Source organism: Streptomyces sp. HUAS 31, from assembly GCF_028198125.1.
Lineage (GTDB): Bacteria > Actinomycetota > Actinomycetes > Streptomycetales > Streptomycetaceae > Streptomyces > Streptomyces chartreusis.
Window position 1 is genome coordinate 3,764,810 of record NZ_CP116353.1, and the last position, 25,249, is coordinate 3,790,058.

Consider the following 25,249-nt stretch of genomic DNA (forward strand, 5'->3'; position numbering starts at 1 on the left):
GCTTTCAGGGGCGGTGCGGCTTGTAGTAGACCGAGAACTCGCGGGCGCCCACCGCTCCGGACGCGAAGCCCATGCACAGCCACGGCTTCGGTGTACGCCGCACCGCGAGGCCCTCCGGCTCGCGGAAGGAGAGCGAGTGACCGGCCTCGGTGCGCTCGCGCTGGACCGGTTCGCCGGTGCGGATGTGCAGGCAGGACACATGGGTGTCGCCGCGGCCCGCGGGCGGGTTGCTCTGCGGGTCGTAGGGCGTGCCGGCGAGCTGGTAGAGGTGCTCGCCGTGCAGTGCGAACCCCTGGAAAGGGACCGTCGGGTCGGGGTGCGTGCCGGTCTGCGGGAAGTCGGCGAGGTGGCTGGTGTAGTCGCCGGCGACGAACGCGGCGAGGTCGTAGATCCGGTAGCGCGGTACGTCGTCGACCCGGTGGCGCACCGCGATACGGCCCGTGGCCTGGCAGATCGACGGCTGGTTGCCGGTGGAACCCGGTATCGGGAAGCGGACGTTGACGTCGGCGACCTCGCGGGTGGCGCCGGGGAAGAAGCGGAAGCGGGTGACGCCGCGGCCGTAGCCGTTGTCGCCCGCGGCGCACTCGGTCCAGATCCAGACGGTGCCGTCCGGCGCGTGCTGCACGCCGATGCCGACGCCGTGCCCGAAGCCGCGCAGGTACATGTGGCCGAGGCGGTTGCCCCGCAGGTCGAGGCGGTTCAGGCACAGGTCGCCGGCCTCGGAGCCGCCCCACACGATCTGCAGGACGTACAGGTGCTTGTGCGCCTCGTCGAGGGCGAACGACTGGAGGACGGTCGGCTCCTTGAGCGTGTCCTTCTTCCACAGCCAGCGCTCGGACGCCACGGACAGGTCGAAGCGGTCCAACGTGTCCCCCACCGAGGTCTCCCTCCGGTCGTGCGGATGCCCCCCGTGACACCCGCACGACTGGAGAAGCTCAGAGGGCCGTCACAGGTTCCCGCGCTTGGCCTGCTCCCGCTCGATCGCCTCGAACAGGGCCTTGAAGTTGCCCTTTCCGAAGCCCATCGAACCGTGCCGCTCGATGATCTCGAAGAAGACGGTCGGACGGTCCTGGACCGGCTTGGTGAAGATCTGCAGCAGGTAGCCGTCCTCGTCGCGGTCGGCGAGGATCTTCAGCTCGCGCAGGGTGTCGACGGGGACGCGGGTGTCGCCGACCCACTCGCCGAGGGTGTCGTAGTAGGAGTCCGGGGTGTCGAGGAACTGGACGCCGGCCGCGCGCATGGTGCGGACCGTGGCGACGATGTCGTTGGTGTTCAGCGCGATGTGCTGGACGCCGGCGCCGCCGTAGAACTCCAGGTACTCGTCGATCTGGGACTTCTTCTTGGCGATGGCGGGCTCGTTGATCGGGAACTTGACCTTGAGCGTGCCGTCGGCCACGACCTTCGACATCAGCGCGCTGTACTCGGTCGCGATGTCGTCGCCCACGAACTCCTTCATGTTCGTGAAGCCCATGACCTTGTTGTAGAAGCCGACCCACTCGTTCATCCGGCCGAGCTCGACGTTGCCGACGCAGTGGTCGATGGCCTGGAAGGTGCGGTGGGCGGGCGGCTCGACGATCGGCTTCGCCGCCACGAAGCCGGGCAGGTACGGGCCGTCGTAGCCGCCGCGCTCGACCAGGGTGTGGCGGGTCTCGCCGTACGTCGCGATGGCGGCCAGCACGACCGTGCCGTGCTCGTCCTTCACCTCGTACGGCTCGGCCACCGAGCGGGCGCCGTGTTCCAGCGCGTAGGCGTACGCGGCGCGGGCGTCCGGGACCTCGATCGCGAGGTCGACGACACCGTCGCCGTGCTCGGCCACGTGCTGGGCGAGGAAGTGGCCCCAGGCGGTGGCGGGCTTGATGACGGAGGTGAGGACGAACCGGGCGGAGCCGTTCTCCAGCACATAGCTCGCGGTCTCGCGGCTGCCGTTCTCCGGTCCGGAGTAGGCCACGAGACGCATGCCGAAAGCGGTCGAGTAGTAGTGCGCCGCCTGCTTGGCGTTGCCCACGGCGAAGACGACCGCGTCCATTCCCTTGACCGGGAAGGGGTCGGCCTGCCGGGCGGTGTCGGGAGTGCGGTGTGTGGTCTGCGTCATAGGCGCAGCCTCACTCCGATACGGCAAGGTGCGCAATAGTTTGGTTTTTCACTGGACAATATGTTCAGTGCAGGGTCCGTTTCTGCGGGCTGTCTGTACAGGATGACCACCCCACCAGGGAGGCTGCTGTGGCGATCGATCATCTGGACGGGCGGATCATCGTGCTGCTGGCGCGCGAGCCGCGGATCGGGGTGCTGGAGATGTCCCGGCGGCTGGGGGTGGCCCGCGGGACCGTGCAGGCGCGCCTTGACCGGCTTCAGTCGAACGGAGTCATCCGCGGATTCGGTCCCCAGGTGGAGCCGGCCGCGCTCGGCTATCCGGTCACCGCGTTCGCCACGCTCCAGATCCGCCAGGGGCAAGGGCCGGACGTACGGGCGCACTTGGCGACCGTGCCGGAGGTGCTGGAGCTGCACACCACCACCGGGACCGGGGACATGATGTGCCGGCTCGTGGCGCGCTCCAACGCCGATCTTCAGCGTGTGATCGACCGGGTTGTCGGCTTCGATGGGATCGTCCGGGCCTCCACCGCGATCGTGATGGAGAACCCTGTTCCGCTGCGGATCATCCCGTTGGTGGAGCAGGCGGCACAGGACACGGCCGACGACTAGCCCTCGACCCGGTGGGGTGAGTGCGTGTGAGCTTCTGGGAGTACCTGGGCAACCGCCACCAGCAGCTGTTCGCCGACGCCCTCCAGCACGCCAGCGCCGTCCTGCAGTGCATGGTGGTGGCGACCGTGATCGGGGTGCTGATCGGGGTCGTCACCTATCGCAGCGAGTGGGCCGGCAACTTCGCCACGCTGACCACCTCGGGCATCCTCACCATTCCGTCGCTGGCCATGATCGGTCTGCTCATCCCGATCGTGGGTCTTGGCGTGGCGCCCACGGTGATCGCGCTGACGCTGTACGGGCTGCTGCCGATCGTGCGCAACTCCATCGTCGGGCTGCGCGGGGTCGACCCGTCCCTGGTGGACGCGGCCAAGGGCATCGGGATGTCCCGGCTCACCCGGCTGCTGAAGGTGGAGCTGCCGCTGGCCTGGCCGCCGATCCTGACCGGGATCCGGGTCGCCACGCAGATGCTGATGGGCATCGCGGCGATCGCGGCGTACGCCTCGGGCCCCGGCCTCGGCAATGTCATCTTCCGCGGTCTCGCCTCGCTGGGCAGCGCGAACGCGCTGAACCAGGTGCTCGCGGGCACGGTCGGGATCATCATCCTGGCGCTGCTGTTCGACGCCGCGTACGTCCTGATCGGGCGGCTGACCATCTCCAGGGGGATCCGTGCCTGAGGACAGCGGCAGCAATGGCCACCACGGCGCCGCCATCGAGCTGGAGAGCCTGTCGAAGCAGTATCCGGGCAATCCGACGCCGGCCGTCGACAACGTGAACATGGAGATCAAGGCGGGCGAGGTCGTCATCCTCGTCGGCCCCTCCGGGTGCGGGAAGTCGACGACCCTGAAGATGATCAACCGGTTGATCGAGCCGACCGGCGGCCGGATCCGCATCGGCGGCGAGGACGTCACCGACATCGACCCGGTGAAGCTGCGCCGCAAGGTCGGCTACGCGATCCAGTCCGCGGGACTGTTCCCGCACATGACGGTCGCGCAGAACATCGCGCTCGTCCCGAAGATGATCGGCTGGTCGAAGACACGGATCGCCTCGCGGGTCGAGGAGCTGCTCGACCTCGTCGGACTGGACCCAGGGGAGTTCCGCGGCCGGTATCCGCGGCAGCTGTCCGGCGGTCAGCAGCAACGCGTGGGCGTGGCACGGGCGTTGGCGGCCGATCCGCCGGTGCTGCTGATGGACGAGCCGTTCGGCGCGGTCGACCCGATCACCCGTGATCACCTCCAGGACGAGCTGATCAGGCTCCAGCACGAGCTGCACAAGACGATTGTCTTCGTCACGCACGACTTCGACGAGGCGATCAAGCTCGGTGACCGTATCGCCGTGCTGCGCGAGCAGTCGCACATCGCCCAGTTCGACACCCCCGAGGCGATCCTCACCAACCCGGCGGACGACTTCGTCTCCGGTTTCGTGGGCGCGGGGGCCGCGCTGAAGCGGCTGAACCTGTCCCGGGTACGGGACGTGGAGATCACCGACTATCCGACGGTCACCGTCGACGACCCCCTCCAGGAGATCTTCAACCGGCTCCGCTCCAGCGGCACCAACGAGATCCTGCTGCTCGACAAGCGGGGCCGGCCCTACAAGTGGCTCCGGCGCGGCGACCTGATGCGGGCCCGGGGTTCGCTGGCGCGGGCCGGGACGCTGGTGAGCGACACGGTGACGCGGGACGCCACGCTGCGGGACGCCCTGGAGGCGGTGCTCACCGACAACGCGGGACGGGTCGTGGTGACCGGGCGGCGCGGTGAGTACACGGGCGTCGTCGACATGGAGACGCTGATGAACTCCGTGCACGAACTGCTGGAGGCCGACCGGCTGGAGGCGCTGGCGGCCCAGCACGAGCTGGAGGGAGCGCGGGCGGAGCGCACGCACGCCGAGCAGGAGGGCGAGGGAGGGGGGATGAAGGCGTGAGCGATCCCGAGGGCCCCAGGACGTCCCGGGTGCCGGAGACGTCCTCGGAACCCGAGGTTCCCGGGTCCGGCGAAGCCGCGGGGGCCGGCGAGGCCGCGGGGACCGGCAAGGCCACGGGGGCCGGCGAGGCCGCGGGGACCGGCAAGGCCACGGGGGCCGGCGAGGCCGCGGGGACCGGCAAGGCCACGGGGACCGGCGAAGCCACGGGGACCGGCGAAGCCGCGGGCGCCGGCAAGGCCACGGGGACCGGCGAGGCCACCTACTCCTCGCACGTGCGGCGCCCGTTCCGGAAACTGAGCTGGCAGCAGCTGACGATCGTGCCCGCGATGCTGGTGGTGATCCTGCTCGCGACCTGGCTGTGGTTCCAGCAGGCCGACCTCGACGCGGTCTCCGAGAACGCGCTGTCGAACGGTCAGGTCTCCCAGGCCCTGTGGGAGCACATCGAACTCACGGCGATCTCCACCTTCTTCGTGCTGATCATCGCGATCCCGCTGGGGATCCTGCTCACCCGGCGGGCGTTCCGCAAGGCGACCCCGGTGGCGGTGGCGTTCGCCAACATGGGCCAGGCGACCCCGGCGATCGGGCTGCTCGCGCTGCTGGTGATCTGGCTGGGCATCGGCCGTCGGGCCGCCCTGATCGGCATGATCGCGTACGCCGTGCTGCCCGTGCTGTCCAACACGATGGCCGGTCTCCAGGCGAACGACCCGACCGTGCTGGAGGCGGCGCGAGGCATCGGCATGTCCCCGCTGGGGGTCCTGTCCCGGGTTGAACTCCCCCTCGCCGTCCCCCTGATCCTGGCGGGCGTCCGCACCGCCCTGGTCCTCAACGTCGGTACGGCGACCCTGGCGGTGTTCGGCGGGGGCGGCGGCCTCGGTGTGCTGATCACGGCCGGCATCACCAACCAGCGCATGCCGGTCCTGGTCCTCGGCTCGATCCTCACGGTCAGCCTCGCCCTGCTGGTGGACTGGCTGGCGGCGCTGGCGGAAGTGCTGCTGCGGCCGCGGGGGCTGGACCTGTGAGGCGGCCGACGGTCCTGTGGACGGCCGGGCTGCTGGTGGCGGCCGCCGGGTGCGGTCTGACCAGCGGCTCCCCCATGGTCGACGACGTACGGCCCGGGACGATCGGCCGGGGCGAGCCGCTGAAGGGCGCCGAGCTGACGGTGACGTCGAAGTCGTTCACCGAGCAGCTGATCCTCGGCGCGATCATGGGGATCGCGTTCGAGGCGGCGGGCGCGGACGTGCTCGACCGGACCGGCATCCAGGGGTCCATCGGCAGCCGGGAGGCGGTCCGCAAGGGCGACGCGGACGCCGGGTACGAGTACACCGGCACGGCCTGGATCACGTATCTGGGGCACAGCGACCCCATCACCGACCCGCAGGCGCAGTGGGAGGCGGTGCGCAAGGAGGACGCGAAGAACGGGCTGACCTGGCTTCCGCCGTCCGCGCTGGACAACACCTACGCGCTGGCGATGAACCAGGACAACCACAAGAAGTACGGCACGAACGACCTCTCGGAGGTCGCCGAGCTGTCGAAGTCCGACCCTTCGGCGGTGACGCTGTGCGTGGAGGTCGAGTTCGCCAACCGGGCGGACGGGCTGCCGGGGATGCAGAAGGCGTACGGCATGAGCATCCCGACGGGGAACATCACCCAGATGGACACCGGCATCATCTACACGCAGGTCGCCAAGGGGACATGCACCTACGGCGAGGTCTTCACGACGGACGGCCGCATCAAGTCCATGAACCTCGTGGTCATGGACGACGACAAGCACTTCTTCCCCAACTACAACGCGGCCCCGGTGATCAACACCAAGACCCTGAAGAAGTGGCCGGCCATCACGGGCGTCCTCGACCCGATCACCAAGAAGCTGAACAACTCCGTCGCCCAGGACCTGAACGCGAAGGTGGACGTCGACGGCGAGGACCCGCATCAGGTGGCACTGGACTGGATGAAGCAGGAGGGATTCGTGAAGTAGCGGGGTGGGGTGGTGAGTTGGGGGTCGGGGTTAAAGGTCGGCATGTTCCAAAGAACCCGTTGCAAAGGATTCTTTGCAACGCTACCTTTGCATGCATGACGGAGTCCCACCCGCCCAAGGTTCACGACCTCGACGCCCGCTCCCTGCGCGGACTCGCCCATCCCCTGCGCATGCAGCTGCTCGACGCCCTGCGCTTCGGCGGACCGGCCACCGCCTCCCAACTCGCCGAGAAACTGGGCGAGTCCAGCGGGGCCACCAGCTATCACCTGCGCCAGCTCGCGGCCCACGGCTTCGTGGAGGACGACCCCGAGCGGGGCAAGGGCCGGGAGCGGTGGTGGAAGGCCGCGGTACAGGGGCTGCGCTTCGACGACGCCCTCCTGCGCGACCCCAACCCGGATGTGCGCGGCGCCGCCGACCTCTACCTGCACGAGGTCGCGACCACACAGACGCGCGAGCTGTCGACCTGGCTCGGTACGCGCGGGGAGTGGTCGGAGGCGTGGAACCGCAGCGCGGACATGAGCAGCATGACGCTCCGGCTGACCCCGGAGCTGGCGGACGAACTCGCCGGCAAGCTGCACGACTTGATCGACAGCTACCGCGACCGGCCCGACGTCGCGGACGCCCCCGACGCGAGCACCATGCGCGTGCAGACCCGAACCTTCCCCATCAGCACGGACTGAGAGGCCGAAGCCCGATGCAGCACCCCGAGACCCATCTCGCCCTGCACCACGCCCGCGCCGCCGACCTCCACGCCCAGGCCGAGGCCCACCGCCTCGCCAACGCGGCCCGACCCAACCGGGACCTGCGTATCCGCCTCGGCTGGACCCTCGTGGAGGTGGGCCTGCGACTGGCCACCCCGCCGCGTCAACCGGCCGTGGCCCCCTAGCCGTTCGGTCACAGAGTGGACCGAACGGCGCCCCGGCCGTCACTCGGCCGTCGCTCCGCCTCCGCTTCCCGGCCCACGACGAGGTGAGCGCCGCACACCAGAAGCACGGCCGCGCCGGCGATGCCGACGGCCAGGCGCCAGGGCCCGGTGACGGGCACGGCGAGTGTGACGAGGGAGAGGGCCCAGAGGAGGAGGACGTTCAGCAGGCGGTTCGGGACGCTGAGGATCCAGCCGCGGTCGAGGTCGAGGAGTCGGCTCTCGCCCGTCGAGTCGACCGACGCCTGCTGATCGGCCTTCGTCCGCGCGGACTCCTCGTACTCGGGGGCGAGTCCTCCCGGGATGAACCATCCGTCGTCTCCGACGAAGACCGCACCCGTGCGGTGCGGCCCCTGCCGGCCGCCGTGCCGGTTGCGGTCGGGCGCCCAGACGAGATGGCCCCGCGCACCGCCGACCGTGTCGAAGTACCGGGCGCTGTCCGCATGGACATGCAGCTGCACGGGCCCCTTGGGAGTGTCCAGGGCTAGGCGCACTTTCCCCGCGCCACGGCCGTCGTACCCGGCGACGGTCGCCCGCAGCACCCGCTCGTCACCACGCAGCCGCCGCGGAAATCGCTGGTCCCTGTGGTTCGTCAGATGGGCGACGAAGAGGGCGCCGACGAGGGACAGCCATCCCAGTCCCAGAATCCAGGTCCACCAGTCGTTCAGGGCACGGCCGGAGAGCCAGCGGTCGACCTCAGCCCTGTCGTCGCCGCCCACGGCTCCCAGCTCGGGCCGGCCGGGGGCGTAGGCGACGTAGGCCTTCTGTCCGACCTCCGCGGGGTCGGGCCACTCCGAGCGGAAGTCGACCCGCCGCCCGCTTCCGGCTCCGTCCGGCGAGGGCAGAGTCACGGTCACCGTGCAGTGGTACGTACTGCCGTTCCGGTGTGGGTCCTTGACGACGTCCCGGACCGACTCGACCGGCAACGCCCGTACGACCGCGCCCTCGGCGGCGATCTCCGCCGCCCTGCCCGTCGGCGTGGGAGCACCCACTCCGAGGGCCAGCGGGAGGACCAGCGCCATGACTCCGCCGTAGAAGGACAGGAGTCGTCCGTTCGCCAGAGCAGCGGCGCTGCCCAACCTCGCGGGCAGCACCCCGGGTTCACGCTCCCCGGCGGTCGACGCGCGGTCGGCGAGGGCCCGGCGGACCGACGTGGCGTCCGGGTTGCCCGACGAGCGTCGCAACACCCAAGCCGACGCGGCGAGGGCGGCCAGTACGAGCGCGCAGCCCAGGACCAGAGCGTCGCGCAGGGCGGACTTCGCCAGGAAGAGCCAGCTCGCGAGGAGCAGCGTGAGGAGGAGGCATGCGGTCCACGCCACCACCCTGCCAAGGAGCACGGCCGGGCCGAGCATGCGGATTCCGCGGTTCGTCATGGCACCTGTTCTGGTTGTGGCCGGGCCGGGCCGTGTCGCGGGGCGGGCATCGTGCCTCAGCAGCTCGGCACGGAGCCCTTCCCCGATTCCAGGGCCGTCAGTGCGTTCACCGCGCCCTTCAGGGTGGTGACCGGGACCAGGCGCAGGCCCTTGGGGAGTTCTGCCTTTGCGTCGCCGCATTCGGCCTTGGGGACCAGGAAGACCGTGGCGCCGTCGCGGCTGGCGGCCTGGGTCTTCAGGGAGACGCCGCCCACCGCGCCGACCTTGCCCGCGGGGTCGATCGTGCCGGTGCCGGCGATGGTGCGGCCGCCGGTGAGGTCACCGCCCGTGCCGTCGCCGTTGAGCTTGTCGATGATGCCGAGGGAGAAGAGGAGACCGGCGCTGGGGCCGCCCACGTCCGCGAGCTTCAAGGTGACCTTGACGTCCTTGTCGTTCAGGTCGAGGTAGTTCAGCGCGGCCTCGGTCGCGTCGCCCTGCGACTCCCGCATCTGCTCGGTGTTGAACTGCTCGATCTCACGCGTGCTGCGCCCGCTCGGATAGACCGAGTCACGCGGCATGACCGCCTTGTCCGTGCTGAACCACGCGTCGACCACATCGCCGAGCGAGACGTCCGTGTCGGGCGAGGTCGCCTCGATCGTCGTCATGCGCAGCTCGCCGGTGGTGTCCCGGGTCGGCGCACCGGAGATCGTGATCACCTGCTCGCCCTTGTTCTCGCCCAGCACGTCCGCCGTCAGGCCGGGCTGCGTCAGCGAGAACGGCAGTGGCGCGAAGGCCGCCGTGGCGAGCAGGGCCACGACCGGGAGAGCGCAGAGGGCGATGGCCCGGGGGCGCGTGAGACGAGAGAACACGGGATCAATCTAACGTGACGGCGGCTTCCGGCCAGGCGCAGGTCGGAGCTGCCCAGGCTGCCCCACCGAGGTCACGGACCAGGGCTGGTCAGGTCACGTACAGGTCTCGCCGCTCCCGGGTGAAGCGCCGCAGTGCCTCCGGCAGCGGCCGCACCCCGATGCCCGGCGTCCGCGGCACCGGCAGATGGCCGTCCACCAGCACGAACGGCTCGGTGATGTCCTCGGCGAAGTAGCGGCTGGACGCGGAGGTGTCCCCGGGCAGCGTGAATCCGGGCAGGGCGGCCAGCGCCAGGTTCGGCGCGCGGCCGATCCCCGTCTCCAGCATGCCGCCGCACCACACCGGCACCCCGTGCGCGTGCGCCACGTCGTGCACCCGCCGCGCCTCCAGGTATCCCCCGACCCGCGCGGGCTTGACGTTGACCACCCGGCAAGCGTCCATCGCGATGGCGGACGCGGTGTCGCGGGCGTTGTGCAGGGACTCGTCCAGACAGACGGGCGTCTTGATGCGCTGCTGGAGGCGGGCATGGGCGTACAGGTTGTTCTCGTCCAGCGGCTCCTCGATCAGCAGCAGCCCGAACTCGTCCAGCCGTCGCAGATGCTCGGCGTCCGCGAGCGTGTACGCCGTGTTGGCGTCGACCTGGAGCGGCAGGTCCCACCCGAAGCGGTCCCGCACCGCCCGTACCGGTTCGAGATCCCACCCCGGCTCGATCTTCAGCTTGATCCGCACATATCCCTCGGCGAGGTAGCCCTCCACGGCGTCCAGCAGCTCGGCGATCGTCTGCTGGATCCCGACCGACACCCCGGCCGGCACCCGCTCCCGCACCGCCCCGAGATACGTGGCCAGCGACATCCCGTACGACCGCAGCTCCGCGTCCAGCACCGCCGTCTCCAGCGCCGCCTTCGCCAGCTCGTGCCCCTTGACGCCCGACGTCACCGGCCCGAGGTGGGCCGCGGCGAGCACGGGGAGCGCGGCGACGCGCGGCAGCAGGAAGTCCCGCAGCACGATCTCCGCGCCGGCCACGAACTCCGAGCAGTACCCCGGCTCCGGGTCGGCCGCGAACTCCGACCAGCCCTCGGCGGTGTCGGTGACGACGTGCAGCAGGAAGGTGTCCTTCGTCGTCATCGTGCCGAAGGACGTACGGAAGGGGCTGACCAGCGGAATCGCCACATGGACGATCTCGACGCGTTCGAGCTTCACGAAGCGGCCTCCCGGCGGGTGAGCGTGTACCAGCCGTCCCGAGACATACCCGTTGCGAGGAAACCGTCCGCGAACGCCTTCGTGAAGACGTCCCGTACGGCCCGCCGCCAGCGCAGCGCCAGCTGCGGATCGGCGGCCCGCAGCGCCACGACGTCGTCCGGCACCCGGCACCAGACGTGCCGGTCGGAGAGGTCGCGGCGGGCGAGTGGGCCGCCGTCGGGGGCGGCGTGGGTGGTGGGCGCGACCTCGCGCTCGGCGGGGCCCGCGACACCTTCGTGCCGGCCCGGCTCGATCAGGTCCCAGGTCACCGCCAGCCGGTCGGTCTCGTCGCCGTCGTTCAGGCCGTCCGCCATGGGGCCGTAGAAGTCGACGAGGTACTCGGTGCCCTCGGCGCCCAGCTTGACGAAGTTGAAGCGCGCGTTGCGCCCGACCAGCGGATCGAAGGTCCAGCGCATGGTGCGCGCCCCCAGTTCCACCGCCCACGCCCGCTGCGCCTCCTTGAGCGGCACCCCGAGCCCCCGCTCGGCGGCGGCCAGCACGGAGTACACCTCTCTCGTCAGCGGCGGCCCGAACACGGCGACACAGGCACCGGCGAGCCGCTCACCCTCGAACGCGGCGTGCACGGCCCCGCCCGCGTGGGCGATGCTGTGCAGCGTCTCGGGCAGTAAGGGCGGTGCGGTACGGGGTGTCTGCCATACGTCGCTGAAGTAGTCGGCGACCGCGGCGAACCCGGCGACGTCGTGAACCGTGCGGATGCTGAGTGAGGTCATGGGTCGAGTGTCGGAGGTGGCACGAGCCCTGCCTAGAGCGCATACGCACCACCGTGCGCACGGCCCGACCACCACCCGTCACGGACCTGCGGTCATCGGCCCGGCCTTGCCGGCACCCATTCAGCGGCCCGGCCCTGCCACCACCCATCACGGCCGCTGCCATCAACGGACGGCTCTGCCAGCACCCATCACGGCCCCTCGACGTCAGCGGCCCGGCCCCGCCAGTACCCATCACGGCCCTCGCCGTCAGCGCAGGGCCTCGGCCACCTCCTTGGCAGCGTCCACGACGCGCGGTCCCACCCGCTCCGGCACCGAGTCGGCCAGCATCACCACGCCCACGCTGCCCTCGACCCCGGTCACCCCGAGCAGCGGCGCGGCGGCCCCGCTCGCCCCTGCCTCCAGCTCGCCGTGGGTGAGCGTGTAACCGGGCTCGTCCGTCGGCTGCTGCCGGGCGGAGAGTATGGCCCGGCCCGCGGCACCGCGGTCCAGCGGGTGCCGGAAGCCGGCCCGGTAGGCCACGTGGTAGTCGGTCCAGGTCGGCTCGACCACGGCGACGGCGAGCGCCTCCGTGCCGTCCACCAGCGTCAGATGGGCCGTCGCCCCGATGTCCTCGGCGAGCGAGCGCAGCGCCGGCAGCGCGGCCTCTCGCACCAGAGGGTGCACTTGTCGGCCCAGTCGCAGCACTCCGAGTCCGACCCGGGCGCGGCCGCCCAGGTCGCGGCGTACGAGGGCGTGTTGTTCCAGCGTGGCCAGGAGCCGGTACACAACGGTCCGGTTCACGCCCAGTTTGTTGGAAAGCTCGGTGACGGTCAGCCCGTGGTCCGTATCGGCCAGCAGTTTGAGGACGCGCAGTCCCCGGTCGAGCGTCTGAGAGGTCTCCGCGGTCACGACGCCCACTCCTTAGTGGTGAGGTCGGCAGCCCCCTCGCGGCGGATGCGTCACCGAGTCCCGTCAGTGACGCGCTTCAGAGGCCGCCGATCGGCCTGCGGTCCGGCATTCCGGACCGCGTCGCTTCACGGCTGCGCTCCGCGGCGGCGCTGCCACGGGGCGTGTGCGTAGGCGGACATTAGCGAAGCCGGTTCGCTGAGCGGAAGGCTCCGTCCAGAATCCGGGCATTGGCCGGTACGGACCACGCCCGTTCGTCCTGATATATACGGCACACGCGGCGCCCTGAACTGCTTACTTCATCCGCGTGGCCCACTCCTGGACCTTGGCGATCCGCTGCCGCAACTGCCCGGCAGTGGCCTCCGCACTCGGCGGCCCCCCGCACACCCGTCGCAGCTCGGTATGGATCACCCCGTGCGGCTTCCCGCTCTGATGCACATACGCACTGACCATCGTGTTGAGCTGCTTGCGCAGCTCCATCATCTCCTTGTGCGAGACGACGGGCCGCCGCTCGGCGGGCAGCTCCAGCAGATCCGCCTCGGAGTCCGGCTTCTTACGGCTGTGCGCGATCTGCCGCGCCTGCCGCTTCTGGAGCAGCATCTGCACCTGGTCGGGCTCCAGCAGCCCCGGGATCCCGAGGTAGTCCTGCTCCTCCTCGCTCCCCGGGTGGGCCTGCATGCCGAACTCGGCACCGTCGTAGAGGACCCGGTCGAAGACGGCCTCGGACTCCAGCGCCTCGAAGGAGAACTGCTCCTGCTCGCCGGTGTCCTCGTCCTGCTCCTTGTTCGCCTCCTCCATCTCCTTCTCGGACTCGGCGTACGGGTCCTCCTCGCCCTCCTTCTTCGGCTTGTCGAGGGCGTGGTCCCGTTCCACCTCCATCTCGTTGGCGAAGGTGAGGAGATCGGGGACGGTGGGGAGGAACACGGAGGCGGTCTCGCCGCGCCGCCGGGAACGTACGAAACGGCCGACGGCCTGGGCGAAGAAGAGAGGTGTGGAGATGGTGGTGGCGTACACGCCGACGGCGAGCCGGGGGACGTCGACGCCCTCCGACACCATCCTCACCGCGACCATCCAGCGGTCGTTGTTGCCGCTGAAGTCGTCGATCCGCTTGGACGCCCCGGCGTCGTCGGAGAGCACCAGGGTCGCCTTGCTGCCGGTGATCTCGCGGATGAGCTTGGCGTAGGCGCGCGCGGAGTCCTGGTCGGAGGCGATGACGAGGGCGCCGGCGTCCGGGATGCCCTTCCTGACCTCGGTCAGCCGCTGGTCGGCGGCGCGCAGCACGCTCGGCATCCACTCGCCGCGCGGGTCGAGGGCGGTGCGCCAGGCCTGGGAGACGGCGTCCTTGGTCATGGGCTCGCCGAGCCGCGCGGCGATCTCGTCGCCGGCCTTGGTGCGCCAGCGCATGTTGCCGCTGTAGCTGAGGAAGATGACCGGGCGGACGACGTGGTCGGCGAGCGCGTTGCCGTATCCGTACGTGTAGTCGGCGGCGGACCGCCGGATCCCGTCGTTCCCCTCCTCGTAAGTGACGAAGGGGATGGGGTTGGTGTCGGACCGGAAGGGCGTACCGGTGAGGGCGAGCCGCCGCGTGGCGGGTTCGAACGCCTCAAGACAGGCCTCGCCCCAGGACTTGGAGTCACCGGCGTGGTGGATCTCGTCGAGGATGACGAGGGTCTTGCGCTGCTCGACGCGGTTGCGGTGCAGCATGGGCCGTACGCCGACACCGGCGTAGGTCACGGCGACGCCGTGGTAGTCCTTGCCGAGCGGGCCTGCGCTGTACTCCGGGTCGAGCTTGATGCCTATGCGCGCCGCCGCCTCCGCCCACTGCTTCTTCAGGTGCTCGGTCGGCGCGACCACGGTGACCTGCTGCACGACATGGTGGTGCAGCAGCCAGGAGGCCAGGGTGAGGGCGAAGGTCGTCTTGCCGGCGCCCGGCGTGGCGACCGCGAGGAAGTCACGCGGCTGCTCCTGGATGTACTTCTCCATCGCGCCCTGCTGCCAGGCACGCAGCTTGCTGGCGGTGCCCCAGGGGGCGCGGCCGGGGAAGGCGGGGGACAGATGGTGCGAGGAGGAGGCGGCGGTGGTAGTCACGGTCTCCGTAAAGGGGTTGGGCGGCTCGGCTACGTATGACAACCGGGCCACCCTACCGGCGCCCCGACGGTGCCCAGCCGCGGACGAGGCCGCGTCACGCCCGGGTGGGACCGACGTCACAACCGCCGCAGCCGCCCCGCGATCACTGCGATGTCGCTCTCGGCACCGGAGGCGACATCGATGACGAGGTCGTACGCGGTGTCCTGGTCGCAGCCCTCCAGGTCGACGCCGTTGACGCCGAGGAAGGTCGCTGCGGCCAGCCATGCCGTGCGCTTGTTCCCGTCGACGAGAGGGTGGTTCGTCGCGATGGCGTGCAGCAGCGCGGCCGCCTGCTCGTGGAGGTCCTCGTAGGCCGCCGTGCCGAACATACGGGCGCGGGGCCGGTGCACGGCGGACGCCAACAGCCCGCTCTCGCGCACCTCCGGGGTGCGGCCGCCGAAGGCGATCCGGGCGATCGTCGTGACCTCCGCGACCGTGAGGTGCCTGGTCATTCGCCGAGCCTCCGCAGCAGATCGGCGTGGGCGCCGGCGAGCGACTCCGCCGTACCCCGCGCCGTCGACGACTCACACGCCAGCCGATCCAGTACGGCGTCCAGGGCGATGTCCTCCGGGAGCCGGCCGGTGGCGTCCGCGAGGTCGTCGAGCTCCCGGCGGGCGGCGGGGTCGAGGTGGAGTACGAGCTCGTTCATGGCGGGAGGTTAGGCCGCGCGCCCAACCGCCCACGACCGATTTACGACGGGACCCCGGCACCGCCCGTCCCCACGCACCGCTCCTCACCCGTCCTCGTGCCGCTCACCGCTCCCGCAACCGTGTGGTCACCCACGCTCCCACCAGCGCCACCCCCGCCATCGGCAGGAACACCGCGGCGAACGCGGCCGGGTGGGAGGTGGTGGCGGAGGTGTCCATAGCCGTGTGGGTCACGGAGCCTCCGCCGAGGGCGGCGAAGGCGGCGCCGCCCAGGGCGAGCAGGATCACGTTGGAGAGGCCGTCGGAGATCTGGAGGGCGGCGGAGTTGGTGCCGGCCTCCTCGGGGGCGGAGAGGTGGAGCAGGAGCACGCTGGTGGAGGAGATCACCAGGCCCATCCCGAAGCAGCCGAACGCCCACACCACGGCCAGCGTCCAGGCCGGCACGGAGTCGATCAGCACGCTCGGCGCGGCCGCGATGGTCGCCGCCACCAGCACCATCCCCAGCGTCATCAGCCGTTCCCGGTACGGCTCCATCCGCGGCCGGGACTGCAACCAGGAGCCCAGCGCCCAGGTCCCGCCGCCCGCGGCGAGGGAGAACCCGGCGAGCGTCGGTGACAGCCCCCGCTGGGTGACCAGCATCAGCGGCACGAACGACTCGGCGGCGATGAACGACCCCGCGGCCACCCCGCGCAGCAGCACCACGGAAGGCAGCCCGCGCGCCGCCCGGTACGTGCCGCGCGGGAGCAGCCCGAGGACGGCCGGCACGAGGAGCGCGGCGCCGGCGACGCCGGGGACGAGGGAGAGCCAGCGCAGGTCCTGGGCGGCGTACTGGAGCAGACCCGCGCCTACGGAGATGCCGAGGGCGAGCCGGATGCGGCGGCGGTCGAAGGAGGCGGGGCGGCCGGAGCCGTCGACGGGGCCGCCCGCCAGGCGCCGTATCTGCGGCAGCGCGAGCGCGAGCGGGAAGACGACCAGTACCGGGATACCGACGAACACCCAGCGCCAGCCCAGATGCTCGGTCACCGCGCCGGAGGCCAGCGGCCCCACGATCGACGGCACGACCCAGCTCGCCGCGAACGCCGCCATGATCGCCGGCCGCAGCCGCTCGGGGTAGGCCCGGCCGACGACGACGTACAGCGCGACGATGACCAGTCCCCCGCCGAGGCCCTGCACGGCCCGCCCGAGGATGAACAGCCACATCACGCCGGCGGTCCCGGCCAGCAGCAGCCCGGCTCCGAAGGAGGCGATGCCGGCCGTGAGCGCGCCGAGCGGGCCCCGCCGGTCCGACCACTGGCCCGCGAGCACCATGCCGAACAGGCTGGTGGTGAAGTACCCCGAGAACGCGAACGCGTACAGCGACACCCCGTCCAGCTCCCACGCCGCGACCGGCATCGCGGTCCCGACGGCGGTGGCCTCGAAGGCGATGAGCAGCACGACGGAGACGATCCCGATACTGAGCGCCCGGTAGGGCCTGCCCAGCACACTCTCCTCGGACTCGGGGACCGAGGGCACATCGGATGTCTTCGCAAGATCGGCGTCACGCGGCTCGAGGGCAGTCATGGACGCCAGCGTAAGGTCCACAACCGGCTTTGGCCCCTGTCGGGAGACGGCACGGGGATGGGACCTTGGTCTTACGACCAATGGGGTTCGTGAACGGGGCCGTCATCGGGCCGAGGCGTTCACGAAGGGGCTGTCGTCGGCTCGCGGAGGTTCATGAACGCGGTGTGGCAGTCGCATTGCAGCGGGCCCGGTTCTCTTGAGGCGGTTGCGAGGCGGGCCGTACGGTCGATTCACCGAGTTCGGAACGGAGCACCGCTCCACCGACACGGCCGTGTGCCCGAGTGGCTCAGGGATTCGCCTGCAAAGCGAATTACGCGGGTTCGATTCCCGCCACGGCCTCCAGCCCTCCCCCGCCACGGCCTCCCTCTCTTCCCTCTGGTCGCACTCTCTTCTCTTCATCTCCTCAAACGGGAGCACAACCCTCCGCACCCTCCGGGTGTCCAGGACATGACTGGACGGCAAAGCTCCGGTCGCCGTGCTTCCTGTTCCGACTAGGAGACCCATCCGTGCGCCAGCGCATCCGCCCCTCGCACCTCCGCACGTCGGCGGCCTTCGTGGCCGCCGCCGCGATCGCCGCGGCCGTTCCCGCGGTCGCCGCTCCCTCGGCGTACGCCGAGGAGGCCGCGCCCGCCCTGGTGATCTCGAACCTGCCGAGCACGTCCCCCAAGCCGGGCGACGTGTACGACGAGAACGTCGTCATCACCAACAACGGAACCGCGGCCGCGGACGGCGTCACCTTCCGGGTCCGGCTCACCCGCGGCCTCGACTTCACCGAGGAGGCGAAGGGCTGCTCCTACTCGACCGTCCAGGACCAGGTCCGCCAGGCCGTGTGCGAACTCGACCTCACCGTCGAACCCGGCGCCTCCGTCGAGACGCCCGTGCGGTTCAAGGCGCTGGACAGCGCGCTGATGGAGGCCGTCGAGTACGGCACCTCGGCCACCGGCGAGACCCCGGGCGAGGGCTACGACGACAGCTACCGTCGGATGACCCTGACCGCCGACAGCTCGGCCGACCTGGTCGCCGTCGGCGAGGACACCGAGGCTCTCGCGGGCGGCCAGCAGTCGATCACGGTACAGCTCCGCAACGACGGCCCGGGTTGGATCCAGAACCAGGAGAGCGACGACCAGCCGGCCCTCATGGTGAAGATCCCGAAGGACACCGTCGCCAGTGAAGTGCCCAAGGAGTGCGCGCCGTTCGGCATCGACGGCCCGTCCGGTCCGGGTGGCACGCCGGGCAAGTCCACGTACGTCTGCTGGCCCGACGACCACACCATCGATGTCGGCGAGGCCCTGTCCTTCACGTTCATGCTGGACATCGACAAGGACGCCAAGACCACGACCGGCGAGGTGAAGGCGACCTCCGTCTACGACATCCACCCGGAGTTCGACAAGAACCCCGCCAACGACAAGGCCCCGATCCGGGTCGCCATACCCACCGACTACGAGCCCGGCCCCGCCACCTCGGGCGGTTCCTCCGACGGCGGCTCCACGGACGGCGGCGCCACCACGGGCGGCGACGGCAACGACCCGGAGGGCCAGTCCACCGGCGGCACCGGTTCCACCGGTTCCACGTCGGCCGGCACCTCCACGGGCGGCTCCTCCACCGGCTCCGTCGACGGCAACCTGGCGAGCACCGGCTCCGACGGCACCCCGCTGATCGCCGGCACCGCCGCCGCCGCGGCGGCCCTCGGCGGCGGCCTGATCCTGGCCGTGCGCCGGCGCCGCGCGAGCGCCGCCAAGTCCTCCTGACCGCCGGGGCGGTCTGAGGATCTCTTCCCTGACGCCGACATCGGGCCGGGCAGCTCCCGGCCGGATGTCGGCGTCAGGCGTTCGCGGTCACGTCGTCCGTACCGGCTGGCGCAGCCCGCCGACCGATTCGAGCACCCCGCTCGCCTCGTCCTGGAACACCTCGGTCCAGTAGTGCCGGCCGTCTCTGCCCGCCCTGGTGCCGGTCGGGTCGACCGTCGACAGGACCTGGAGCATGGTCATGGCCAGTTGGTCGTAGGCGTCGCTGGTGAGCGCGTGCCCGGACTCCGCGTCCATCGCCTGCTCGCGGTGCAGCAGCCAGAGGGTGAAGGCGAGCGTCGAGACATCCGTGTTCAGCGGGAACAGTCTTGCCTCGGACTCGCTCCAGTTCAGCACCGCGCCCGACTCGCCGTCGACGACCAGGCTGTTGTCGTCCACGAGATGACCGAGGCGGATCAAGTGATCAGCGCGGGCCGGGAGTTCCGCCTCGGGGTTCACGTCGGCGTAGTACTCGGCCAGTGTGGGCAGGGACACGTCCGGGTCGAGGGAGAACAGGAAGGCGTCCTCGGGCAGGCCCACTTCGCGCAGGAAGCGGCGCGTCGGCTCGTGCGTGAGGGTGCCGGGGAAGTCGACGTCCTCGAAGCGCACCACCTGGCGCCGGCCGAACTCCTCGTCCAGCAGCCGCGCCGGCAGGTCCAGGGCGAGCCCCGAGACCCCGGCCCGGCCGGCGACGAGCGCCAACGGCCGGATCAGGGCGGCCATCCTCCAGAACGGCGCGGGCTCGCCGCCCGTGCCCTCCTCGAACACCGCCAGCAGATGCCGGGAGGCCTCCGCCACCGCCTTGGGGCCGTATCGGCCCACATAGGAGGCGAACTGGCCGCGCAGGCCCGCCAGTTCGTCCGTGGCCTCGGCGAAGCGCACCAGGGTCCGCAGGGACGGCGCCAGGGGGCGACGGTCCATCAGATCCGGGCGGTCGTGCAGGAAGTGCGTCGTCGAGATCTCCCCCGTGATGCCGTCCAGCAGGACGGACTCCGTCTCCAGGCCGCCGGGGCCGAGCAGCCCTCCTATCACCAGCTGGTCCCTGAGCCCGGCCGCCAGCCGGTCCTCGGGGTCGCCCGTCGAGTCCGCGACCGTCCGCAGACCGTCACGGCCGAGCTCGGCGAAGGTCAGCACACCGCTGTCGCCGGGCAGTCCGGGCCCGGTCAGCCAGCGTCGCGTCGACGCGTGCGTGACGTACGGATCCAGCTCGGCCTCGGTCAGGACGATCGCCGTGTCGGCGACGTGAGTCGTGGTCGTCGTGCTCATGGCTCCCCCGCATGCGCTTTCTCGCCACCCCGGGCACGACACGGCCTGCCGACCGGCCCGTCGGACCCGGCCGCCGTCCCCACTGCCCAGAACACTACGCGCCACCACTGACAACGCCTCGGGATCAGCACACCCACTGACAGCGCTTCACATCAGTAGACGCTCGACGCACCCCGGAACGTTCCCTCTTCGCTGGAATCGCTCCCACGAGCTCGACCCACGAGCGGGACAAAACGGGAATCCGGCACATCGTGAACTTCCGGCGGTCCTGCCGGTCGGACGGATCGGCCGACCGGCCGGCTCACTGCGCGTTGACCACCGCGGCCTGCGGCCGGATCGGCAGCCGGTTCACGGGACGACCCGTCGCCGCGCGCACGGCCGACGCGATGGCCGCCGGCGACGTCACCACCGGCACCGCGCTGACCGCCTTGGCGCCGAAGGGCGCGACCACGTCCCGCTCCTCGACCAGCTTCACGATCCGGATGTCGGGGGCGTCCAGCGCCGTCGGCAGGGAGTAGCCCGTCAGATCCGGGTGCCGGATCAGGCCGCGAGCCGAGCGCAGGTTCTCCGTGAGCGCTATGCCCAAGCCCTGCGTCACACCCGCCTCGATGCGCGCCTCCAGCTGCGCCGGGTTCAGCACCCGCCCGACGTCCTGGGCGAGCGCCAGCTCGACCACACGCACCGAGCCCAGCTCGATGTCGACGTCGACCACCGCGCGGATCGCGCAGAAGGACATGCCCACGAAGGCGTCGCCCTGGCCGGCGTCGTTCAGCGGTTCGGTCGGGTGCGGCCGGCACTGGGCCGTCGCCCACAGCTCCTTGCCGTCCATCGCCTCGGTGACGGTGGTCGACAGGACGCCGTCGTACGACGTGATCTTGCCGTCGGTGATCTGGAGCAGCTCGGTGGACATGCCGAACTTGTGTGCCAGGGGCTGGAGCAGCTGCGTACGGACCATCTTGGCCGCGCGCTCCACCGCGCCGCCCGACACCCAGGTGTGACGGCCGCGGCAGCCGGCGCCCGCCGGGGGCTGGTCGGTGTCCACGGGTGCCACGTGCACCTCGTCGATGCCGAGGGTCTCCTGGACGATCTGCCGGGCCAGCGTCGTGAAGCCCTGGCCGGTCTCGACGGCCGCGCAGAGCACCGTCGCCACGCCGTCGTGGACCTTCACGGTCGCCGTGGAGACCTCGTCCGCGCCCTCGGCGCCGAGCATGTGCACCATGCCCAGGCCGTAGCCCACGCCCCGGCGCACGGCACCCGGTTCGCCCGCGCCCTCGGGACCGCCGGGCAGCAGCCACTCGTCCTCGGGAGTGTCCTTGGGCAGGGCCGGAAGCGGGTAGTCCCGTACGGCCTGCAAGAGCTCCGCCACCGGGGCCGGGCAGGTCACCGTCTGGCCCGTCGGCAGGACGTCGCCGGTGGCCAGCGCGTTGCGCAGGCGCAGCTCGGCCGGGTCGACGCCGAGCTTCTTGGCGAGCTTGTCCATCTGCGCCTCGTAGGCGGCGCAGACCTGCATGGCGCCCTCGCCGCGCACATGGCCGGAGGGCGGGTTGTTGGTGCGTACGGCCCAGCCCTCGATGAAGGCGTTCGGGACGACGTACGGGCCGCAGGCGAAGCCCACGGCGGCGGCCAGGGCCTCGGCGGAGGTGTCGGCGTAGGCGCCCGCGTCCAGCAGGATCTGCGCCTCGACCTTGACCAGCCTGCCCTCGGCGTCCGCGTGGTGGCGGTACCGCAGGAGGGTCGGGTGCCGGTGGGTGTGGCCGAGGAAGGACTCCTCGCGCGTGGCCGTCAGCTTCACCGGGCAGCCGGTCTTCAGCGCCAGCAGTCCGAGCGGGAGTTGGAAGCCCTGGTCCTCGCGGTCGGCGGTGGCACCGGGCACGCCGGTGACGACGACCTTGACGCGCTCGGGCTCAAGGCCGTAGCAGGCGGCGGCCCGGTCGCGGTCGGTGTGCGGGTCGGTGGAGGCGAGGTAGAGCTCCACGCCGCCGTCGGGCCGCGGCACGGCGAGCCCGGCCTCGGCACCGATCGGGGCCGGGTCCTGGCGGCCGATGCGGTACAGGCCCTCGACGACGATGTCGCCGGCCGCGTCCGGGTCGCCGTGGCGCAGCGGGATGTGCCGGATCAGGTTGCCGTCGGGGTGCAGCGGCTCGGCCTCGAAGGCCTGCTCGGGGTCGGTGACCGGGTCGAGCACCTCGTACTCGACGATGACGGCCGCGGCAGCCAGCCGCGCGGTGTCGGGGTGGTCGGCGGCGACGGCGGCGATGGGCTCGCCGTGGTGGCGTACGACCTCGGAGGCGAAGACCGGACGGTCGGCCTTGCCGCGTCCGAGCAGCGGGCTGCCCGGCACGTCCTCGTGCGTGACGACGGCCCGTACGCCGGGCATCTCCCGCGCGTGGGCGGTGTCGATGGACTTGATGCGCGCGTGCGGGTGCGGCGAGCGCAGTACGGCCGCCCACAGCAGGCCCTCGGCCCACAGGTCGGCCGCGTACGGGAACGTGCCCTCGGTCTTGGCACGGGCGTCGGCGGGCTGCAGTGAGGCGCCGAGGCCGTGCGGGATCGGCTCGGGGGCGGGTGCTGCCTCCGCGGCTGTGGTCGCGGTGGCGGCTTCGTTGCTCACGCCTGGCCTCCGTCCTGGCCGTACGCCTGGTCATGCGATCCCCGGCCGCCGCGCGGCTCGAACGCCGACGGGTGCACCCCGCCGGCCCCCGGGCCCGCCTGGTGAGGGATACGCGGCTCGTCCCCGTCCTGTTCGCCGTCGTCGGCCCCGGTGTGCGCCTCGCGCTCGGCGACGACCTCCTTGACGGCGTCCACCACGCCCCGGTAGCCGGAGCAGCGGCACAGGTTGCCGCACAGTGCCTGGCGGGTCTCCAGCTCGGTCGGCGCCGGGTTGCCCTCCAGCAGGTCGTGCACGGTCATCGCCATGCCCGGCACGCAGAAGCCGCACTGCACGGCGCCGCAGCGCGCGAGCGCGCGCTGCACGTCCGAGGGCTGTCCGTCGACGGCCAGGCCCTCGACGGTGCGGACCTCGCTGCCGGCGGCCGTCACGGCGGGCACCAGGCAGGACGCGACGAGCCGTCCGTCGACCTGCACGTTGCAGGCGCCGCACTCGCCCTGCGAGCAGCCGTCCTTGGCGCCCGCGAGACCGAGCCGTTCGCGCAGCACGTAGAGCAGCGACTCGCCGATCCAGGCGTCCGAGACGGGCCGGTCGGCGCCGTTGACGCGCAGCACGTAGGAGGCCAGGGGGTGTTCCTCGCCGGGCGGCGGCGGCGCGTCGTCGGCCCGCTCGGAGTCCTCGGCGGCCTCCGCGCTCGACTCGTTGTCGGCGGAGGGCTCTCCGGGGCCCTGGGGGGCCTCTGTGGCGCCACGGGCATCCGTGTCGTCGGAGTCGGGCTCACCGGCCCCCGGGGCGGCCTGTGAGGGCTCTGAAGCGCTCTCGGGGGAGTCGTCGGCGGGCCGTTCGGGGCGGCTCGGGGCGAACGTGCCGGGCTCCACACGCGCGTGGGGCTCCGCGCCGGGCGTCGCGGACGGGTCGCCGTCCCGGTCGAACGCGGCGGACGCGGGGCCGGTCCCGACGGGACGCCGGACAGGGTGCCCGCCGGCCGGCGCGGCATGCGGGTCACCGGCGTGCGGTCCCGGTCGGCCGGGAGCGTGCTCGGCGTCGGTGGGGCGCGCGGGCGTGGTTCCCAGCGCCTCGGCGGGCGCCGCTTCCGCCTGCTGTCCCCAGGGCTGCCCGGGCGCCTGCGTCGCCCAGGGGGCGGCCGCGCCGCCCGGCAGCGTGGCCGGCGGGGTGCCGCCGCCCCACTGCTCGACGAGCGAGGAGGTGGTGAACTCGCCGGATTCGTCCGGAAGGTCGCCTCCGGCGACGGGGATCGACCACTGCCCGGTGACGTCCTGACCGGGCGCGCCGGTGTCCTGGCCCGCCGCGGTCTCGGAGAAGTTCCACTGCTGGGTGGCGCCGGGGTTGTACGTGAACCGGTCGCCGCCCTGCTCCTGCGGGGCGTTCGGGTCGGGCCAGCGGTCGCTCTCGGCGGGGGTGCCGGCGGTGGGCCAGCCGCCGGTGGCCGCGGGGTCGGTGCCCGCGCCGGTGCCCGGCGCGACCGTTATCTGCGGCGGGACGTACCCGTGGCCGGGCGCGGCGAGCGGGCTGTCGGGGTTGGCCAGGAGGGCGTCGATGCCCCCTTCGGGGAGCTTGACGAAGGCGGTGGCGCCGTCGTCGTACTCGCCCTGGGGCAGCGGGTCCCAGCGGCCCGCGCCCTGGGGCGTGCCCTCTCCATGCCGGTCGTCGGTCACGACAGCGCCCTCCCCAGTGCTCGTCGGGCCAGCGCGGCGACGGTGCGCCGCAGGTGCAGTACGGCGGGCGGATGCTGAGTCACGGAACCGTCCTCGGCCGGGGCCGGGTCGGGGATGCAGGCGGCGGCGACGTACTCGCCGAAGGCGTTGAGCGCCTCGGGGACGATCGCGCGGTTGTTGTCCCAGTCGATCAGCTGGGCGACCCACTGCTCGGCCTCCAGGGGCCGCAGCGGCATCGGCGCTATGGCACCGACGGCGCACCTGACTCCGCGCCGGGCGGGGTCGAGCACGACCGCGACGGACGCCATGGCGCGCCCCGGGCCGGTGCGGCCGGTGGCCTTGAGGAAGACCTGCGGGGCGTGCAGCAGCGGCACGCGCACGTAGCCGATGAGTTCGCCGGAGCGCAGCATCTCCATGCCCGCCAGCAGGTGCGACACCGGGATCTCCCGGCGGGCTCCGCCCGGGCCCGCGACGATCAGGGTCGCTTCGAGGGCGGCGAGCACCGGCAGCGCGTCACCGGTCGGGGACGCCGAGGCGATGTTGCCGCCGAGGGTGCCGGCGTTGCGGATCTGCGGCGGACCCGCGGCGCGCGCGGCGGCGGCGAGCGCCGGGATGAGGGCCGCGAAGTCGGGGCGGCCCATGCGCGCGTGCGTGAGGCCCGCGCCGAGCAGCGCGTGGCCGTCCTGGTACTGCCAGCCGCGGATCTCGCTGATCCGGCCGAGGCCGACCAGCGCGGCGGGCCTGAGCTGCCCGGAGTTGACGGCGGCCATGAGGTCGGTGCCGCCCGCCACGGGCACGGCGGCGGGCATCGCGGCGAGTGCCGCCACGGCTTCGTCCAGCGTCGTGGGCAGCGTGACGGCCTGCGCCGCCTGCGGTGCGTGCGTGGTCAAACCGGCTGCCCCTTCCCGCTGCCCCACCTGGTCCCACCTGTGTTGCCGTACGGTACGTGCTGACAGGGCGGACGTGGCAACTCTGGCACATCTTCGCAGGGCA

At 71.8% G+C, this 25,249-nt stretch carries 23 protein-coding genes and 1 tRNA gene; 9 read left to right on the forward strand and 15 right to left on the reverse strand.

The genetic code is table 11. From position 1 onward, the window contains the following. Positions 1 to 4: 4 nt before the first annotated feature. Together PGH47_RS16645 and hppD are read right to left on the reverse strand one after the other, a co-directional pair. Positions 5 to 877, reverse strand: a complete 873-nt coding sequence (locus PGH47_RS16645) for a phage baseplate protein (protein ID WP_271664093.1) — start codon at positions 875 to 877, stop codon at positions 5 to 7. A gap of 69 nt (positions 878 to 946) precedes the next feature. Then, a complete protein-coding gene (gene hppD, locus PGH47_RS16650; protein WP_271664094.1) occupies positions 947 to 2,092 on the reverse strand; it encodes a 4-hydroxyphenylpyruvate dioxygenase in 1,146 nt (381 codons plus the stop codon). A 128-nt stretch (positions 2,093 to 2,220) separates the two neighbouring features. Between hppD and PGH47_RS16655 the strand changes: the two genes are divergently transcribed. From PGH47_RS16655 to PGH47_RS16685, 7 genes are all read left to right on the forward strand, one after another. After that, positions 2,221 to 2,700, forward strand: coding sequence for an Lrp/AsnC family transcriptional regulator (locus tag PGH47_RS16655; RefSeq protein WP_271664095.1), 480 nt, complete (start codon positions 2,221 to 2,223; stop codon positions 2,698 to 2,700). Between the two features lie 26 nt (positions 2,701 to 2,726). After that, complete coding sequence (locus PGH47_RS16660; RefSeq protein WP_030950710.1) at positions 2,727 to 3,374, forward strand: ABC transporter permease; 648 nt, start codon at positions 2,727 to 2,729, stop codon at positions 3,372 to 3,374. Then, positions 3,367 to 4,617, forward strand: a complete 1,251-nt coding sequence (locus PGH47_RS16665; RefSeq protein ID WP_271664096.1) for a betaine/proline/choline family ABC transporter ATP-binding protein — start codon at positions 3,367 to 3,369, stop codon at positions 4,615 to 4,617. The genes PGH47_RS16660 and PGH47_RS16665 overlap by 8 nt, the downstream gene beginning before the upstream one ends. Then, positions 4,614 to 5,636, forward strand: coding sequence for an ABC transporter permease (locus PGH47_RS16670; protein ID WP_333938046.1), 1,023 nt, complete (start codon positions 4,614 to 4,616; stop codon positions 5,634 to 5,636). The genes PGH47_RS16665 and PGH47_RS16670 overlap by 4 nt, the downstream gene beginning before the upstream one ends. 74 nt (positions 5,637 to 5,710) lie before the next feature. Continuing rightward, positions 5,711 to 6,592 carry a glycine betaine ABC transporter substrate-binding protein gene (locus PGH47_RS16675; protein ID WP_376052915.1) on the forward strand — a complete coding sequence of 294 codons (882 nt, stop codon included), beginning with the start codon at positions 5,711 to 5,713 and terminating at the stop codon, positions 6,590 to 6,592. A 95-nt stretch (positions 6,593 to 6,687) separates the two neighbouring features. Next, positions 6,688 to 7,272 (forward strand): ArsR/SmtB family transcription factor, encoded by a 585-nt coding sequence (locus tag PGH47_RS16680; protein ID WP_271664098.1) that lies wholly within the window; start codon positions 6,688 to 6,690, stop codon positions 7,270 to 7,272. Between the two features lie 14 nt (positions 7,273 to 7,286). Continuing rightward, positions 7,287 to 7,478: a hypothetical protein gene (locus PGH47_RS16685; protein ID WP_271664099.1), complete on the forward strand. Its 192-nt coding sequence runs from the start codon at positions 7,287 to 7,289 to the stop codon at positions 7,476 to 7,478. Positions 7,479 to 7,486: 8 nt separating this feature from the next. On the opposite strand, the gene PGH47_RS16690 is transcribed toward PGH47_RS16685, so the two are convergent. The 9 genes from PGH47_RS16690 to PGH47_RS16730 form a co-directional block, all read right to left on the reverse strand. Further along, positions 7,487 to 8,887: a hypothetical protein gene (locus PGH47_RS16690; RefSeq protein WP_271664100.1), complete on the reverse strand. Its 1,401-nt coding sequence runs from the start codon at positions 8,885 to 8,887 to the stop codon at positions 7,487 to 7,489. A gap of 56 nt (positions 8,888 to 8,943) precedes the next feature. Next, entirely contained in the window at positions 8,944 to 9,735 is a 792-nt protein-coding gene (locus tag PGH47_RS16695) for a S16 family serine protease (RefSeq protein ID WP_271664101.1), read from the reverse strand. 88 nt (positions 9,736 to 9,823) lie between these two features. Next, the gene (menC, locus tag PGH47_RS16700; protein ID WP_271664102.1) at positions 9,824 to 10,933 is read right to left on the reverse strand and encodes an o-succinylbenzoate synthase; all 1,110 of its coding nucleotides are present in this window, start codon (positions 10,931 to 10,933) and stop codon (positions 9,824 to 9,826) included. Continuing rightward, the gene (locus tag PGH47_RS16705) at positions 10,930 to 11,703 is read right to left on the reverse strand and encodes a chorismate synthase (RefSeq protein ID WP_271664103.1); all 774 of its coding nucleotides are present in this window, start codon (positions 11,701 to 11,703) and stop codon (positions 10,930 to 10,932) included. The genes menC and PGH47_RS16705 overlap by 4 nt, the downstream gene beginning before the upstream one ends. 246 nt (positions 11,704 to 11,949) lie before the next feature. Then, positions 11,950 to 12,591: an IclR family transcriptional regulator gene (locus tag PGH47_RS16710; RefSeq protein ID WP_030955484.1), complete on the reverse strand. Its 642-nt coding sequence runs from the start codon at positions 12,589 to 12,591 to the stop codon at positions 11,950 to 11,952. A 291-nt stretch (positions 12,592 to 12,882) separates the two neighbouring features. Beyond that, positions 12,883 to 14,676 (reverse strand): DEAD/DEAH box helicase, encoded by a 1,794-nt coding sequence (locus tag PGH47_RS16715; RefSeq protein WP_126902752.1) that lies wholly within the window; start codon positions 14,674 to 14,676, stop codon positions 12,883 to 12,885. A 116-nt stretch (positions 14,677 to 14,792) separates the two neighbouring features. Further along, a complete protein-coding gene (locus PGH47_RS16720; RefSeq protein WP_271664104.1) occupies positions 14,793 to 15,167 on the reverse strand; it encodes a type II toxin-antitoxin system death-on-curing family toxin in 375 nt (124 codons plus the stop codon). Then, on the reverse strand, positions 15,164 to 15,364 hold the full coding sequence (locus tag PGH47_RS16725; protein WP_271664105.1) for a hypothetical protein: 201 nt from the start codon (positions 15,362 to 15,364) through the stop codon (positions 15,164 to 15,166). Before PGH47_RS16725 ends, PGH47_RS16720 begins: the two co-directional genes overlap by 4 nt. Before the next feature lie 103 nt (positions 15,365 to 15,467). Beyond that, complete coding sequence (locus tag PGH47_RS16730; RefSeq protein WP_271664106.1) at positions 15,468 to 16,922, reverse strand: MFS transporter; 1,455 nt, start codon at positions 16,920 to 16,922, stop codon at positions 15,468 to 15,470. Positions 16,923 to 17,189: 267 nt separating this feature from the next. On the opposite strand from PGH47_RS16730, the gene PGH47_RS16735 reads away from it, so the two are divergent. Both PGH47_RS16735 and PGH47_RS16740 read left to right on the forward strand, forming a co-directional pair. Beyond that, positions 17,190 to 17,264, forward strand: a tRNA-Cys gene (locus tag PGH47_RS16735). 164 nt (positions 17,265 to 17,428) lie between these two features. Further along, complete coding sequence (locus tag PGH47_RS16740; protein ID WP_271664107.1) at positions 17,429 to 18,670, forward strand: hypothetical protein; 1,242 nt, start codon at positions 17,429 to 17,431, stop codon at positions 18,668 to 18,670. 87 nt (positions 18,671 to 18,757) lie between these two features. Here the strand turns inward: PGH47_RS16740 and PGH47_RS16745 are convergent, their stop codons facing one another. The 4 genes from PGH47_RS16745 to PGH47_RS16760 all read right to left on the reverse strand — a co-directional run bounded on the left by PGH47_RS16745 (position 18,758) and on the right by PGH47_RS16760 (position 25,146). After that, positions 18,758 to 19,972 carry an SUKH-4 family immunity protein gene (locus PGH47_RS16745; protein WP_271664108.1) on the reverse strand — a complete coding sequence of 405 codons (1,215 nt, stop codon included), beginning with the start codon at positions 19,970 to 19,972 and terminating at the stop codon, positions 18,758 to 18,760. A 301-nt stretch (positions 19,973 to 20,273) separates the two neighbouring features. Continuing rightward, entirely contained in the window at positions 20,274 to 22,583 is a 2,310-nt protein-coding gene (locus tag PGH47_RS16750) for a xanthine dehydrogenase family protein molybdopterin-binding subunit (protein ID WP_271664109.1), read from the reverse strand. Then, the gene (locus PGH47_RS16755) at positions 22,580 to 24,256 is read right to left on the reverse strand and encodes a 2Fe-2S iron-sulfur cluster-binding protein (protein ID WP_271664110.1); all 1,677 of its coding nucleotides are present in this window, start codon (positions 24,254 to 24,256) and stop codon (positions 22,580 to 22,582) included. The genes PGH47_RS16750 and PGH47_RS16755 overlap by 4 nt, the downstream gene beginning before the upstream one ends. Next, positions 24,253 to 25,146 carry an FAD binding domain-containing protein gene (locus PGH47_RS16760; protein ID WP_126902744.1) on the reverse strand — a complete coding sequence of 298 codons (894 nt, stop codon included), beginning with the start codon at positions 25,144 to 25,146 and terminating at the stop codon, positions 24,253 to 24,255. The genes PGH47_RS16755 and PGH47_RS16760 overlap by 4 nt, the downstream gene beginning before the upstream one ends. Positions 25,147 to 25,249: the final 103 nt, after the last annotated feature.

Excerpts from the sequence above, each read along its gene's own strand:
- PGH47_RS16690 (WP_271664100.1), bottom strand. The coding sequence starts at position 8,887 with ATGACGAACCGCGGAATCCGCATGCTCGGCCCGGCCGTGCTCCTTGGC.
- PGH47_RS16725 (WP_271664105.1), bottom strand. The coding sequence starts at position 15,364 with ATGAACGAGCTCGTACTCCACCTCGACCCCGCCGCCCGCCGGGAGCTC.
- PGH47_RS16745 (WP_271664108.1), bottom strand. The coding sequence starts at position 19,972 with ATGAGCACGACGACCACGACTCACGTCGCCGACACGGCGATCGTCCTG.
- PGH47_RS16675 (WP_376052915.1), top strand. The coding sequence starts at position 5,711 with ATGGTCGACGACGTACGGCCCGGGACGATCGGCCGGGGCGAGCCGCTG.
- PGH47_RS16680 (WP_271664098.1), top strand. The coding sequence starts at position 6,688 with ATGACGGAGTCCCACCCGCCCAAGGTTCACGACCTCGACGCCCGCTCC.
- PGH47_RS16705 (WP_271664103.1), bottom strand. The coding sequence starts at position 11,703 with ATGACCTCACTCAGCATCCGCACGGTTCACGACGTCGCCGGGTTCGCC.
- PGH47_RS16730 (WP_271664106.1), bottom strand. The coding sequence starts at position 16,922 with ATGACTGCCCTCGAGCCGCGTGACGCCGATCTTGCGAAGACATCCGAT.
- PGH47_RS16720 (WP_271664104.1), bottom strand. The coding sequence starts at position 15,167 with ATGACCAGGCACCTCACGGTCGCGGAGGTCACGACGATCGCCCGGATC.
- hppD (WP_271664094.1), bottom strand. The coding sequence starts at position 2,092 with ATGACGCAGACCACACACCGCACTCCCGACACCGCCCGGCAGGCCGAC.
- PGH47_RS16685 (WP_271664099.1), top strand. The coding sequence starts at position 7,287 with ATGCAGCACCCCGAGACCCATCTCGCCCTGCACCACGCCCGCGCCGCC.